11 protein-coding genes are annotated in these 14,001 nt (G+C 72.2%); 5 read left to right on the forward strand and 6 right to left on the reverse strand.

Translation table 11 applies throughout. The features are described 5' to 3' along the window. Window positions 1-175: 175 nt before the first annotated feature. The 6 genes from hpf to mtnA form a co-directional block, all read right to left on the reverse strand. Window positions 176-868, reverse strand: coding sequence for a ribosome hibernation-promoting factor, HPF/YfiA family (hpf, locus tag ACFP2V_RS16160; RefSeq protein ID WP_381211974.1), 693 nt, complete (start codon window positions 866-868; stop codon window positions 176-178). 308 nt (window positions 869-1,176) lie between these two features. Continuing rightward, the gene (locus tag ACFP2V_RS16165; RefSeq protein WP_381211977.1) at window positions 1,177-2,184 is read right to left on the reverse strand and encodes a ComF family protein; all 1,008 of its coding nucleotides are present in this window, start codon (window positions 2,182-2,184) and stop codon (window positions 1,177-1,179) included. Between the two features lie 94 nt (window positions 2,185-2,278). After that, a complete protein-coding gene (locus tag ACFP2V_RS16170; RefSeq protein WP_381211980.1) occupies window positions 2,279-4,144 on the reverse strand; it encodes an LpqB family beta-propeller domain-containing protein in 1,866 nt (621 codons plus the stop codon). Continuing rightward, a complete protein-coding gene (gene mtrB, locus ACFP2V_RS16175) occupies window positions 4,134-6,308 on the reverse strand; it encodes an MtrAB system histidine kinase MtrB (protein WP_381211983.1) in 2,175 nt (724 codons plus the stop codon). Before mtrB ends, ACFP2V_RS16170 begins: the two co-directional genes overlap by 11 nt. Before the next feature lies 1 nt (window position 6,309). Beyond that, window positions 6,310-6,999 (reverse strand): two-component system response regulator MtrA, encoded by a 690-nt coding sequence (mtrA, locus tag ACFP2V_RS16180; RefSeq protein WP_211273255.1) that lies wholly within the window; start codon window positions 6,997-6,999, stop codon window positions 6,310-6,312. Between the two features lie 4 nt (window positions 7,000-7,003). Continuing rightward, window positions 7,004-8,152, reverse strand: a complete 1,149-nt coding sequence (gene mtnA, locus ACFP2V_RS16185) for an S-methyl-5-thioribose-1-phosphate isomerase (protein WP_381211987.1) — start codon at window positions 8,150-8,152, stop codon at window positions 7,004-7,006. Window positions 8,153-8,290: 138 nt separating this feature from the next. On the opposite strand from mtnA, the gene ACFP2V_RS16190 reads away from it, so the two are divergent. Genes ACFP2V_RS16190 through ACFP2V_RS16210 form a run of 5 tightly spaced genes read left to right on the forward strand, consistent with a single transcriptional unit; the run spans window position 8,291 to window position 13,883 of the window. Continuing rightward, window positions 8,291-9,604, forward strand: a complete 1,314-nt coding sequence (locus ACFP2V_RS16190) for a hypothetical protein (protein ID WP_381211990.1) — start codon at window positions 8,291-8,293, stop codon at window positions 9,602-9,604. Between the two features lie 31 nt (window positions 9,605-9,635). After that, the gene (locus ACFP2V_RS16195; RefSeq protein ID WP_381211993.1) at window positions 9,636-10,391 is read left to right on the forward strand and encodes a DUF4129 domain-containing protein; all 756 of its coding nucleotides are present in this window, start codon (window positions 9,636-9,638) and stop codon (window positions 10,389-10,391) included. After that, the gene (locus tag ACFP2V_RS16200; RefSeq protein WP_381211996.1) at window positions 10,388-11,584 is read left to right on the forward strand and encodes a DUF4350 domain-containing protein; all 1,197 of its coding nucleotides are present in this window, start codon (window positions 10,388-10,390) and stop codon (window positions 11,582-11,584) included. Before ACFP2V_RS16195 ends, ACFP2V_RS16200 begins: the two co-directional genes overlap by 4 nt. Beyond that, window positions 11,584-12,573 (forward strand): AAA family ATPase, encoded by a 990-nt coding sequence (locus tag ACFP2V_RS16205; protein ID WP_381212005.1) that lies wholly within the window; start codon window positions 11,584-11,586, stop codon window positions 12,571-12,573. Before ACFP2V_RS16200 ends, ACFP2V_RS16205 begins: the two co-directional genes overlap by 1 nt. Continuing rightward, on the forward strand, window positions 12,573-13,883 hold the full coding sequence (locus tag ACFP2V_RS16210) for a DUF58 domain-containing protein (RefSeq protein ID WP_381211999.1): 1,311 nt from the start codon (window positions 12,573-12,575) through the stop codon (window positions 13,881-13,883). The genes ACFP2V_RS16205 and ACFP2V_RS16210 overlap by 1 nt, the downstream gene beginning before the upstream one ends. The last annotated feature ends 118 nt before the right edge of the window (window positions 13,884-14,001 follow it).

The raw sequence follows: 14,001 nt of genomic DNA on the forward strand, positions 1-14,001 counted from the left end.
CCTGAGCCATCGCCAACCCAAGGCAACGGCCCACCGTTTGGGCCGTTGCCGCCATGATTCCATGCCCGGACGGCGCCGGGGTGACAGCTCGGGGTGCGAAGTGGTCGCACACCGGTGCCCCTGGGGGCGCACATGCGCGCACCAGGGGCACCGGTCCGACTGCGACTCGGCTCGGTCAGCCGCCGAGCGTCCCGCCCGCCTCGGGAGCGTGTGGCTGCGTGACCATGGTGTCCGTGCTGAGGTGGATCACGCCGTAGTCGTAGGCGTGCCGTCGGTAGACGACACTGGGTTCCTTGGTCTCGGAGTCGACGAACAGATAGAAGTCGTGCCCGACCAGCTCCATCTCGTAGAGCGCCTGGTCCAGGGTCATGGGGGCGGCCACGTGGGTCTTCTCGCGGACGATGAGGGGCCCTTCGCCCTGCACCTCCAGCGAGCCGATCTTCTTGGTGGGGACGGCTCCCTGCGTCCCCTCGGAGGACTGCGCCCCCGTGCCGTTCAGTGTCGCCGCGTCGGGGACGTGGGCGGGGACCTCCGCTGCCGAGATCCTGCGCGCGCCACGCCGCGAGTAACGCTTGTCGTGCTGCTTGCGCAGCCGGGCGTCCAGCTTCTCCGCTGCCAGGTCGAGCGCCGCGTACGGGTCGCCCGCCGCCGCCTCCGCCCGGATCACCGGACCGCGGGAGTGGAGTGTGATCTCCACCCGGGCGCTGCGGTCGGCCTGTCGGGGGTTGGGCTCCTTGGACACCTCGACGTCGAGGCTGATCACCTTGCCGTCGAGCTTCTGGATCTTCTCCAGCTTCAGCTTCTCGGCCACGTGCTTCCGGAACCGCTCGGGCACCTCGGTCTTGCGGCCCTTGACGACGATGTCCACGCAGAACTCCGTTCCCGGATCACTCCGCCTCGGTGCGGAGCGTCTCCCTTTTACACCAAGCTCCGGGCAGCCCCGGAACCTCGGACTCGGTGACTTCCACCTCCCCCACGGGCGAGATCTCCACTCCACCGGCCCGGGTGATAATGAAAAACCCGCAGCACGGCATTCGGATTCAAGAGGTGTGGCCTGCGGCTTTCCCTCACAACCGAACATATCTCGCTCGGACGGATGGCGTCACCCTCTCCTGCCGCATACCTCCGTTCAGGTGAATTTATGCTCTCACTACCTGCAACGATGCAAGTTCCCCATCAGTTCCGGTTTATTTCGAAAGAATCCGGCGAAGCCGCAACAACGGCAGCGCACTTCACGTCAATGGGCCGGTCGGCCCTGTCCGTACCCGCCGTACCCACTGACAGGCCGGACCACCGACCCGCCCTCGCCTGAGCCGATCCGTTTCGCTGTTCTCCTCTCCTTTCCCACGTCTCACCTCTGTACACGAACGCGGGCGCCGAAATACTCGAATCGGCCCTGAGATCCACTTGTTCCCGCACCTGCGCCCCCACTCTCACACGTACCTCCGTACGCGGCCGCGTGCACGTCTCGGCGGATCTCGCGTGATCCACCGCGTCCGGGGCCCGCAGCGCGGTCCGCACCGCACGCGCGGCCTCCGCCAGCGACGCCCCGGTGGTCATCAGGTCGTCCACGAGGACGACCTGCCCACCACTCAACAACCGGCCACAGCCCGGCGCCACCGCCAGCGCGCCGGCGAGATTGGCCAGCCGCTGCCGGGCGTCGAGTCCCGACTGGTCGGCCACGCCCCGCCGCTGCCGCAGCGCGGGAAGCACCGAAGCGGGTACCCCTTGCCGCCGCAGCGCACCCGCCGCCGCCCGGGCGATCCGCAGGGCCGGGTCATGGCCACGGGCCCGCACGGCCCGTGACGCGGACGGCACGGGCACCAGCAGCACCACGCCACGGTCGCCGTGGACCGGCCCCACAAGCTCACCGGAGCCCGGCGGCGACGCCTCCCGCAGCCCCGCGCGCACCGCTCCCGCCAGGGCTTCGCCCAGCGGCCGGGTCAGGGCCAGGGCACCGCGCTCCTTGTGGGCCAGCAACGTGGCGCGCACCTCGTCCGCGTACCGGGCCGCGGCGTGCGTCACCGGCAGCCCGGCCGGTTCCGGCTCCGGCCGCACCCGGCGAGGCGCGGCACCGCTCAGCGCCGTACGGCACCGGGCGCACAGCACCGCACGAGGCCTGCCGCATCCGCCGCACTCGGCCGGAAGCACCAGGTCGGAAAGATCCTGCGACCAGCCCCGCATGACCCCACTGTGCCAAGGCCCACCGCACCCGGCCACCCCTGTGGAAAACTCCACCGGGTTCGCCCGGCACGCCCGGCGCTCGACCGGCGGGCGCTCACCCCGGATAGACCGGCGCGGTTCCTTCCGTCACCTTCTGCCACTGGGCCCCCGACGGCAGCCGGACGATCCCGTCCACCGAGTGCGCCATCAGCGGCATCTGTTCGTCGGCGGATGCGGTGACCGACTCGACTCCGGTCAGGGCGGCGGGCTGCGGGACCTCCGGTATGGAGCCGTCGACCTCGACGTACCGCATCTGCTCCACACCTCCCTCCTCGCGCCCGACCACGACGAGCCGGCTGTCGCCGGTCCACGACATGGCGGTGACCTTCTCCAACTCGGGCGTCGCGGGCCGCATCTGCAGCACGGTGACGGTGGGCCGCGCGCCGGTCTTCTCGGCCGGTCCGGCCGGCCCCTCCCGGCCGTTCGTCCCGCCCCGCTCGATCCGTCCGATCATCAGGGAGCGCCGGTCGCCCTTCGCCACGACGAGCGCGATCCTGACCCCGTCGGCGGCCACCCGGACCGCCTGGATACGCCCGTCCAGGCCCGGAGTGCGCACCTCCAGCGGCTCGCCCGCGCCCTCCTCGAGCAGGAACAGCCGCGGATCGGCGGGGTCGCGGTCGGCCACCCACAGGCCACCCTGCGCATCCCAGCTGGGCGCGGTCAGCCGGTCGTCCTCGGACTTGCCCTGGCTCCCCAGCACGGACTCCCCGAGCGAACCGCCCGGCACGATCGATCCGACGTACAGCGCCCCCCCGTCGAGTGCGACCCCGGCCGCCGTGCGTTCGTCCCGCGAGACGGCCACCGACCGCAGCTTGGTCTCGGCCTCACCCAGCGCCCCGGGCACCGGGTCCGGCTGGGTGGCGTCGCCGCCGGCGGGGATCCGCACCAGCCGGTGCTCCTCGTCGACGAAGTACAGGTAGTCGGGGCTGTTCAGCGAGCCCCGGTCGGCCACGGTCCCGGTGGCCTCCTGGGTCAGCGAGCACAGCTGCTTCCCGTCGGCCCGCAGCTCGACCTCGTCCACCGCGGGGCTGAGGTTGCGCAGCGTGAACAGCAGTTGGGCGGCCATCTCCTTGCACCGCTTGATGCCGGTGCCGGCCGCCTTGTCGTTGAGCGGCACGGTCAGCTTGCCGCGGTCGTCCGCCGTCAGCGGTCCGGCGTCCTCGTGCAGCGCCACGCCTGCGGGGAAACTCGACCTGACGACCGGGTCCAGCCAGCTGGTGGGCCCGCCCAGGAGGGAACGCACCATCTGGCTGGTGGGCTCCACATGACTGCGGACGTACACCGGGTCGGCGACCGCCATCGGAGGCCCGTCCGCGGCGGTCCCCACGGTGTTCGAGGCGAAGTAGTACTTGCTGACGGACATGTAGTTGCGCTGGAAGTCCGACTTTCCCATGACGACGCCCTGCGGCACCCCGTCGATGCGCCACTGCCCGCTCTTCGCGTCCTGCGTGAGATGCACGAGCTTGTTGTACGGCCCGGTGGCGGACGCGTACGCCTGCTGCGCGTCCACGGTGGCGACCTTCTCGCCGGTCAGGGTGAAGGAGACCTCGCCGGTTTTCTCCCGGCCCGGCGGGTCGGCCTGCGTGCCCGGCCCGTCCGCCAGCACCGTGGTGGACCGCTCGGGCTGCCAGCCATCCGCCGCCTCGGCGGTCAGATACTGGCGCGCGGTCCTGTAGTCCGGATCGTCGCTCGTCAGCGCCTCGAGGAAGCCCTGCACGATCTGTGTGGGCGACGCGTCCTCGCTCGGCGGCATCGCGAACACCCGCACCTGCGCGTCCTGCAGGGGCGTGGACTCCACGCCCCGCAGATCCCCGTTGTCGGGCATCGAGGCGCACCCGGCCAGCAGTACGGCACCACTGGTGGCGTACGCGATCATCCGTGCCGGCGTCCTTCGGTCGCGTCCTGCGCGCTCACCGCCCACGCGAAGTCTCCCCCTGCCTGTCCCCAAGGCCGTCCACATCGTCCAAGCCATCCACATCGTCCAACTCGTCCACGTCATCGGCGTCGGCAGCCCCACCGGCACCGGCATCGGCACCCGCGCCGGCGGGCGTCGCGTCCCCGGCGACCGGTCCCGCCGGCTCACCCCGGCGCGGCGCGCCCGCAGCCGGCCGCGACACCACGCGCGCGCCGTTGCCGGGCAGCGCCGTCGGGTCGGCCGTGGGTGTCACGGCGGCCGACAGCGGGGCGAGCGGATCAAGGGCCGCGCGGGCCGAGCCCTCGGTGTCCGCGGACGACGCGGGCAGGGTGGCCCGCTTCTCGCCGTCCCCGTACCCGCCGCCGTGCGGCGCACCGGCGTCGCCGAGTCCGCGGTTGCGCCGCGAGTCCCTGGGCTCCAGCGGTATCGGGGAGCCCCGCAGCGGCTCGTCCGCCGTCCGGGGCAGGGTCAGCCGGAACTGCGAGCCGCCGCCCGGCTCGCCCCATGCCTGGAGCCAGCCGCCGTGCAGCCGCGCGTCCTCCAGGGCGATGGACAGCCCCAGTCCGGTGCCGCCCGTGGTCCGCGCGCGTGCCGGGTCCGCCCGCCAGAAGCGGCTGAAGACCCGGGTCGCCTCACCGGGCTTGAGCCCGACGCCGTAGTCCCGCACCGCGATCGCGACCGCCCCGCCCGCCACGGCGAGCTTGACGACGACGTCCTTGCCGTCACCGTGCTCCACCGCGTTGACGACGAGGTTGCGCAGGACGCGCTCCACGCGCCGCGTGTCGACCTCGGCGACGACGGGCTGCCGGTCGCCGACCACCTTGATCTGCGTGCCCTTGCGCTCGGCGAGCGGCTCGGCCCCGCCGACCACGCGCCGTACGACGATCCGCAGGTCGACCGGCTCCGCCTCCAGGGCAGCAGCGCCCGCGTCGAAGCGGCTGATCTCCAGCAGGTCCGAGAGCAGTGACTCGAACCGGTCGATCTGGTCGGCGAGCAGTTCGGCCGACCGTGCGGTCACCGGGTCGAAGTCCTCACGCGCCTCATGGATGACGTCCGCCGCCATCCGTACGGTCGTCAGCGGTGTCCGCAGTTCGTGGGACACGTCCGACACGAACCGGCGCTGCATCCGCGACAGGTCCTCAAGCTGGTTGATCTTCAGCTGGAGGTTCTGCGCCATCTTGTTGAAGGCCTCGCCGAGCCGCGCGATGTCGTCCTCGCCGGTGACCTTCATCCGTTCCTGCAGCCGCCCGGCGGACAGCCGCTCCGCGATCCCGGCCGCCATCCGCACCGGCGTCACGACCTGCCGCACCACGAGCCAGGCGATGGCCCCGAGGAGGACGACGACGAACAGACCGGCGGTCGCCAGCGTGCCCTTGACCAGGCTCAGCGACTTCTCCTCCTGCGTCAGCGGGAAGAGGTAGTACAGCTGGTACGGATCACCGTTGGGGTCGTTGACCTGCTTGCCGATGACCAGACCGGGCTGGGAGTCCGCGCCGTTGCTGTAGACGATCCGCGTGTACCGCTGCGCGGCCCCGGTACTGGTGTCGATCCCGTCCCGCAGATTGCCGGGCACGCTCATCGAGGGGTCGACGTGCCCCGAGGCGCGCGGACCGCGTCCCCCGCCGCCCTCGTCGCCCATGGGCAGGGTGACCACGTCGAAGGCGCCCTGGCCGCCGCTGGAGAGCGACTCCACGAGGTCGCTCATCCACTGGATGACGCTCTGCGAGGACCTGCCGTCCACCGCGGAGGCATCCTCGCCGGTGCCGCTCGCGGCCTCGTCGGCCTGCTGCTTGGCCACCGCGAACCCGCCGGTGGCCTGGCTCTGGGACGCCTTCACCTTGGCGTCCAGCAGGCCGTTGCGCACCTGGCCGATGACGACGAAACCCAGCAGCAGGACCACACCCAGCGACATCAGCAGCGTGGTGACGACGACCTTGAGCTGGATGTTGCGCCGCCACAGCCGCATGACGGGCAGCAGCGGCCGGCGCACCCAGCGCGCGAACAGGCGGATGACCGGGCTGCCCTGGACTCCGCCCCGGAGCAGCCCGCCCTCCAGGAGACGCCCCCAGCGGGAACGCACCGAGGTGCGGTCCCCGGACGTCCGGCCGACAGGCCGCTCCGGTCGCTCCCCGGCCCGGCCGGAGCCCGAAGCGGCACTGTCACCGGACATGTCAGCTCGGTCCCGCCTTGTAGCCGACACCACGGACGGTCACCACGATCTCCGGCTTCTCCGGGTCTTTCTCGACCTTGGAGCGCAGCCGCTGGACATGGACGTTCACCAGCCGGGTGTCGGCCGCGTGACGGTAGCCCCAGACCTGTTCCAGCAGCACCTCACGCGTGAACACCTGCCACGGCTTGCGGGCCAGCGCGACCAGCAGGTCGAACTCCAGCGGCGTCAGCGCGATCGACTGCCCCTCCCGCTTCACGGAGTGCCCGGCCACGTCGATCACCAGGTCGCCGATGGCGAGCTGTTCCGGCGCCGGCTCCTCCGACCTGCGCAGCCGTGCCCGGATCCGGGCGACCAGCTCCTTCGGCTTGAACGGCTTGACCATGTAGTCGTCGGCACCGGACTCCAGGCCGACCACGACATCAACGGTGTCGCTCTTCGCCGTGAGCATCACGATCGGCACCCCGGACTCCGCCCTGATCAGGCGGCACACCTCGATGCCGTCCCGGCCGGGCAGCATCAGATCCAGCAGCACCAGATCGGGCTTGGCCTCACGGAAAGCGGCCAGCGCCTTGTCGCCGTCGGCTACGAAAGACGGCTCAAAACCTTCACCACGCAGCACAATGCCGAGCATCTCGGCCAGTGCGGTGTCGTCGTCGACGACAAGGACTCGTCCCTTCATAAACGACATCATCCCATTAGCTATTCGTGACCTGGCGTGACCTGGCACACAGTGCGGCCAGGGCCTCTGCCGTCACGGGTGAGACGGCACCTTCCTCCGTGACGATCGCCGTGACCAGTTCTGGTGGTGTCACGTCGAACGCCGGGTTGTACGCCTGGGTCCCCAGGGGTGCCACAAGAATCCCGCCTCCCGCTTCGGTTCCGGCCATCGGCACCTGCGGTGCCGTGACCTCGGTCACTTCATGGCCGGGGCGCTGCTCGACCTCGATGGACGCCCCGTCCGGTGTCCGGGGATCGACCGTCGTCACCGGTGCCACCACTATGAACGGCACATGGTGGTACCGCGCGAGCACGGCGAGCGGATAACTCCCCACCTTGTTCGCCACCGAGCCGTCGGCCGCGATGCGGTCCGCCCCTATCAGTACCGCGTCCACCTCACCCGCCGCGAACAGCGATCCCGCCGCACTGTCGGTGAGCAGTGTGTACGCCATGCCGCTGCGGGCGGCCTCGTATGCCGTCAGGCGAGCACCTTGCAGCAACGGGCGCGTTTCGTCCACCCACAGCCGCCTGAGCCGGCCCGCCCGGTGCGCGGCCAGCGCCACCGCGAACGCCGTGCCCTCACCGCCCGACACCAGTGAGCCGGTGTTGCAGTGGGTGAGGATCCGGTGCCCGCCGCCGGGCATCAGCTCGCCCAGCAGCGCCAGCCCGTGGCGGGCCATCCGGGCGCTGGCCTCGGCGTCCTCGCGGTGCAGCCGCCGTGCCGCGTCCAGCGCGGCCCCGGCCGCCTCCCGCAGATCGCCGCCGCGGGCGAGAACACCCTGGTGGGCACTCAGGGCCCGGCGCACCCCCACCCCGAGGTTCACCGCGGTGGGCCGGGCACCCTCCAGCGCGGCGGCGGCGTCGTCCACGTCGAAGCCCCGTACGGCGGCGAGGGCGACGCCGTACGCCCCGGCGATGCCCAGCAGTGGCGCACCGCGCACGGCGAGCGAGCGGATCGCCTCCACGAGCGCGGGGGCGTCCGTGCAGACGAGCTCGACCTCCTCGGCCGGCAGTCCGGTCTGGTCGAGCAGCACCAGAACGGGCCCTTCCGGTGGCTCCTCCCAGCGGATCACCGGGATGTCGGTCGGCCGCTTGTGGTCGCCGCTGTGTGCGTACTGATCAGCCATGCGGCCAGTCTGCCCCCTGGAACGCGGACAATTGAAGGCACAGTCCGCACCTCGGCCGGTCCGTCGTCGACCACCCCATGGCACGATGGCTGCGAACCTGCCGCCGCGACCGCGGACGGGCACCGTGAAGGAGCGACGATGAACGACACTCCGGGCTGGGCTTCGCCCGGATCCGCCCCCTCCGAAGGGCAGGGACCGGGTGCGTCCGGACCTGCCGAGCCCGCAGAGCGCCCGAACCCCGAGCAGCCCGCCCCGCAGGAGCCTGGCTGGTCGAAGGAGCAGCCGCCGGGCCAGTGGTCCGCGCCCACCGGCCGGCCCGGCGCAGCGGACCCCGGCCGGACTCCCCCACCGCCTCCGCCGGGCTGGGGCGCCCCGCCCCCCGGCGGGCCCGGTTACGGCGGACCCGGTTACGGCGGACCCGGGGGATACGGCGGATCCGGCGGGTACGGGTCCTGGGGCGGGCCCCCGCCCGCGGCCAAGCCCGGTGTGATCCCGCTCCGCCCGCTCGGCGTGGGCGAGATCCTCGACGGCGCGGTCTCCACCATGCGCACCCACTGGCGCACGGTCCTCGGCATCGCGCTGACCGTCGCCGTCCTCACCGAGATCGTCGTCGTCCTCGTCCAGGGGTTCTTCCTGGACAGCCCCAGCTCCGCCACCCTCAGCGACCAGAGCGCCACCTTCGACGAGCTGACCGCCGCCATGGGCGACTCCCTGATCAACTCCGGGATCGTCTATCTCGTCGGTCTGATCGGCACCGTCGCCGCCACCGCCCTGCTCACCACCGTCACCAGCCGCGCCGTACTCGGCACGTCGGTCACCGTCGCCGAGGCCTGGCGCGACGCCCGTCCCCAGGTCCTGAGGCTGTTCGGCCTGATCTGCCTGCTGATACTCATCGCCGTGGCCGTCGTCGTGGCGGGCGCGCTGCCGGGCATCGTCATGGCCGTCACGGTCGGCGGTGCGGGCGCGGTGGTACTCACCGTCCTGGGCATCCTCGGCGCCGGCGTCGTCGCCCTGTGGCTGATGATCCGCTACTCGCTGGCCTCCGCGACGCTGATGCTGGAGAAGCAGGGCGTCCTGAAGGCGATGAGCCGTTCCGCGAAGCTGGTGCGCGGCTCCTGGTGGCGGATCTTCGGCATCCAGCTGCTCGCGGGGATCATCGCGGGCTTCGTCGCATCGCTCGTCGTCATCCCCTTCACCCTGATCGCCATGGCCGTCACCGGCGACGGCATCACCGGTTTCCTCAACAGCGCCGGCAGCGACATCGGCTGGACGTTCCTCATCATCACCGGTATCGGCGCGGTCGTCGGGGCCATGATCACGTACCCGATCCAGGCCGGCGTCACCGTGCTCCTCTACATCGACCAGCGCATCCGCCGCGAGGCCCTCGACCTCGAACTGGGCCGCGCCGCCGGGGTCCAGGGCTACGGGCCCGGCACCATCCCGGGAAGCTGACAGGGTGCACATCGCGGGGGGAGTACTCACCGTGCTCACATCGGCGCAGACGCTGCCCGAAGCCGCCGGCAGCGCAGTCCGGGCGCTGCCGCGCGGTGACGGCGAACCGCCCATCACCCTCCCGCGTGACCCCGCGCGGGAGGCGGCCCGGCGCGAACTGTCCAAGCAGATGTACCACGAGAACGACCCCAGCTGGTTCCAGCGGGCCCTGGACGCCTTCTGGGGATGGGTCGGCAAGCTGTTCGACGCCGCTTCCACCGCGACGCCCGGCGGTGCGCTCGGACTGCTCGTCATCGTCGTCGCCGTGCTCGCCGTCCTGGGCGCCCTGTGGTGGCGCCTGGGCACCCCGCGCCGCCGGCCGTCCTCCGCTCCCGTCCTGTTCGACGACCGCCCCCGCAGCGCCGCCGAACACCGCGCGGCCGCCGAGGCGCACGCCGCCCAGGGCCACTGGAACCAGGCCGTCCAGGAACGCATGCGCGCCATCGTCCGCTCCTTGGAGGAACGTGCCCTGCTCGACATCCACCCCGGCCGCACCGCCGACGAGGCCGCCGCGGAGGCCGGCCGCACACTGCCCGCCCACACCGGCCGGCTGCACACCGCGGCCCGGAGCTTCGACGACGTGACATACGGCGGCCGCACCGCGACGGAGGAGTCATACCGGCAGATCACCGAACTCGACCGCGACCTGGAGCGGAGCAAACCCCGGCTCGCGGGCACCCCCGCCGGTACCCGGAACCACAGCGACAGCACCACGGACGACAACGCACGCCAGGGGGCCGCCGGATGACGACCGAGGTACCGCTCCCCTCCACCTCGGCCTCGCCCACCGCCCGCCAGGTGTGGACCCGCACACGAGGTGTCCTCCTCGCGCTCGCGCTGCTGGTCGTGGCGGCCGTCGTCATCGCCGTGGCCCGCTCCGACGCCCACCACGGCGAACTCGACCCGCGCTCCGCCGACCCCCTCGGCAGCCGCGCGGTCGCCGAACTCCTGGCCGACCGCGGTGTGGACACACGCGTGGTCACCACCCTGGAAGAGGCGTCCGCCGCCGCGAAACCCGACACGACCCTCCTGGTCGCCGTCCCCGACCTCCTGACGCACCACCAGCAGTCGCGGTTGCACTCCGCCTTCGCCGACTCCGGCGGCCGCACCGTCCTGGTCTCCTCCGGCAGCGCGTCCGTCGACCGGCTCGCCCCGGGCGTCGTCGCCGATCCGGCCACCAGCTTCGGCTCCACCCTCGACCCGGTCTGCACCCTGCCCGCCGCCCGCAGCGCGGGCTCCGCCGACACGGGCGGCATCCGCTACACCACCACCCATCTCGACGCCGACGAGTGCTACCCCAGCGAGCGCCTGGCCACCCTCATACGCGTCCCGGCGGCCTCCGGGGCCGGCGACACGGTCCTTCTCGGCGCCCCTGACATTCTTCTCAACAACCACCTCGACGAGCACGGCAATGCCTCGCTCGCCCTCCAGCTCCTCGGCTCCCGCCCCCATCTGGTCTGGTACCTCCCCTCACTCGCCGATGCCTCCGCCGCCTCCGAAGGAGGCGAACGCGACTTCTTCGACCTGCTCCCCTCCGGCTGGATCTGGGGCACCGCGCAGCTCTTCGTCGCGGCGGCCCTGGCCGCCCTGTGGCGGGCACGCCGGCTGGGCCCGCTCGTGCCCGAAAGACTCCCCGTCGCGATCCGCGCCTCCGAAACCGTCGAAGGCCACGCCCGCCTCTACCGCAAGGCGAACGCCCGCGACCGCGCGGCCACCGCTCTCCGCTCCACCACCCGCACGCGCCTCGCCCCCCTCGTAGGCATCCCCGTGTCCCAGGCGCACATGCCCGAGACCCTGCTTCCCGCCCTGTCCACCCACCTCCACGGCGACGGGCAGCCCGTGCGCGATCTCCTGTTCGGCCCGCCACCCGGCGACGACGCAGCCCTGATCACCCTCGCCGACCGACTCGACGCCCTCGAAAGAGAGGTACGCCGTCCATGATGGACCCGACCACTGACAACGCCGCGCACACCGGGGATCCGGCCGCCGCCCGTGCTTCCCTGGAAGCCCTGCGCGCCGAGATCGCCAAAGCCGTGGTCGGCCAGGACCCCGCTGTCACCGGCCTCGCCGTCGCCCTGCTGTGCCGCGGGCACGTCCTCCTCGAAGGTGTCCCCGGTGTCGCCAAGACCCTGCTCGTCCGCACCCTCGCCGCCGCCCTGGACCTCGACACCAAGCGCGTCCAGTTCACCCCCGACCTGATGCCGAGCGACGTCACCGGCTCCCTGGTCTACGACGCCCGCACCTCCGAGTTCTCCTTCCAGCCCGGCCCGGTCTTCACCCACCTCCTCCTCGCGGACGAGATCAACCGCACGCCCCCGAAGACCCAGGCATCCCTTCTGGAGGCCATGGAGGAGCGCCAGGTCACCGTCGACGGCACCCCCCGCCCCCTTCCCGACCCCTTCCTGGTCGCCGCCACCCAGAACCCCGTCGAGTACGAGGGCACCTACCCTCTCCCCGAAGCCCAGCTCGACCGTTTTCTCCTCAAACTCACGATCCCGCTGCCCTCCCGACAGGACGAGATCGACGTCCTCACCCGCCACGCCGAGGGCTTCAACCCCCAGGACCTGCGCGCCGCCGGCGTACGCCCCGTCGCGACCGCCGCCGACCTGGAAACGGCCCGCGCCGCGGTCGCGAAGACGACGGTCTCCCCCGAGATCACCGCCTACGTCGTCGACATCTGCCGCGCCACGCGCGAGTCACCGTCCCTCTCCCTCGGCGTCTCCCCCCGGGGAGCCACCGCCCTCCTGTCCACCGCCCGCGCCTGGGCCTGGCTGACGGGACGCGACTACGTCATCCCCGACGACGTGAAGGCCCTCGCCCTCCCCACCCTCCGCCACCGCGTACAGCTCCGGCCGGAGGCCGAGATGGAAGGCGTCACGACCGACTCGGTCATCAACGCGATCCTCACCCACGTCCCCGTCCCCCGCTGATGGCCCTCACCGGACGCGCCGCCCTCCTGGCGGCACTCGGCTCTCTCCCCGTCGGTCTCTGGGAACCCGGCTGGACGGGCCTCCTCGCCGTCAACGCCCCCCTGGCGGTGGCCTGTGCCTGCGACTTCGCCCTGGCCGCCCCCGTGCGCCGGCTCGGCCTCAGCCGCTCCGGCGACACCTCGGTACGCCTGGGCGACACCGCCGACATCACCCTGACGGTCACCAACCCGTCCCGCCGCCCGCTCCGGGCCCGTATCCGTGACGCCTGGCCCCCCAGCAGTTGGCAGCCCGGCACCGAGGTGGCGGCCTCCCGGCACCGCCTCACGGTCCCCGCGGGTGAGCGCCGACGCATCACCACCCGGCTGCGCCCGACCCGTCGGGGCGACCGCCGGGCCGACCGTGTCACCGTCCGGTCCTACGGCCCGCTCGGCCTGTTCGCCCGCCAGGGCACCCACGAGATCCCCTGGACGGTCCGTGTGCTGCCGCCGTTCACCAGCCGCAAGCATCTGCCGTCCAAGCTGGCCCGCCTGCGCGAACTGGACGGCCGCACCAGCGTCCTCACCCGCGGCGAAGGCACGGAGTTCGACAGCCTGCGCGCGTACGTCCCCGGCGACGACACCCGCTCCATCGACTGGCGTGCCACAGCCCGCCAGTCCGCCGTGGCGGTACGTACGTGGCGTCCCGAGCGCGACCGGCACATCCTGCTGGTCCTCGACACCGGCCGCACCTCCGCGGGCCGGGTCGGCGACGCCCCCCGCCTGGACGCCTCCATGGACGCGGCGCTGCTCCTCGCAGCCCTCGCCTCCCGGGCCGGCGACCGCGTCGACCTCCTCGCCCACGACCGCCGCCTCCGCGCCCTCGTACAGGGCCGCTCGGCAGGGGACGTCCTCCCTTCCCTGGTCAACGCCATGGCCATCCTCGAACCGGAGCTCGTCGAGACCGATGCCCGAAACCTCACGGCCACGGCCTTGCGCACAGCCCCTCGCCGCTCCCTGATCGTCCTGTTCACGACGCTCGACGCGGCCCCCATCGAGGAGGGCCTGCTCCCCGTGCTGGCCCAGCTCACCCAGCGCCACACGGTCCTGCTCGCCTCGGTCGCCGACCCGCACCTGGCCCAGATGTCCAAGGCCCGCGGAAACGCCGACGCGGTGTACGAGGCAGCGGCGGCAGCCCAGGCCCAGACCGAACGCGACCGCACCGCGGAACAACTCCGCCGCCACGGCGTCACGGTCGTCGAAGCGGCCCCGGACGACCTGGCACCGGCCTTGGCAGACGCCTACCTCGCCTTGAAGGCGGCGGGACGCCTCTGAGAGAGAAACAGACAGGAAGGAAAAGGATAGGGGGCCAAGGCCCCCTATAAACGCAGATATAAACGCAGAAAGCCCCGTGCCAGGGGCACGGGGCTTTCTCCACAAGAATTGTTCGGCG

It is taken from the genome of Streptomyces incanus, from assembly GCF_042656345.1.
GTDB lineage: Bacteria > Actinomycetota > Actinomycetes > Streptomycetales > Streptomycetaceae > Streptomyces > Streptomyces incanus.

What these genes read in the sequence shown, in the direction of transcription:
- mtrB (WP_381211983.1), bottom strand. Translation starts at nt 6,308, where the DNA reads ATGTCCGGTGACAGTGCCGCTTCGGGCTCCGGCCGGGCCGGGGAGCGA.
- mtrA (WP_211273255.1), bottom strand. Translation starts at nt 6,999, where the DNA reads ATGATGTCGTTTATGAAGGGACGAGTCCTTGTCGTCGACGACGACACC.
- mtnA (WP_381211987.1), bottom strand. Translation starts at nt 8,152, where the DNA reads ATGGCTGATCAGTACGCACACAGCGGCGACCACAAGCGGCCGACCGAC.
- ACFP2V_RS16190 (WP_381211990.1), top strand. Translation starts at nt 8,291, where the DNA reads ATGAACGACACTCCGGGCTGGGCTTCGCCCGGATCCGCCCCCTCCGAA.
- ACFP2V_RS16200 (WP_381211996.1), top strand. Translation starts at nt 10,388, where the DNA reads ATGACGACCGAGGTACCGCTCCCCTCCACCTCGGCCTCGCCCACCGCC.
- ACFP2V_RS16165 (WP_381211977.1), bottom strand. Translation starts at nt 2,184, where the DNA reads ATGCGGGGCTGGTCGCAGGATCTTTCCGACCTGGTGCTTCCGGCCGAG.
- ACFP2V_RS16205 (WP_381212005.1), top strand. Translation starts at nt 11,584, where the DNA reads ATGGACCCGACCACTGACAACGCCGCGCACACCGGGGATCCGGCCGCC.
- ACFP2V_RS16210 (WP_381211999.1), top strand. Translation starts at nt 12,573, where the DNA reads ATGGCCCTCACCGGACGCGCCGCCCTCCTGGCGGCACTCGGCTCTCTC.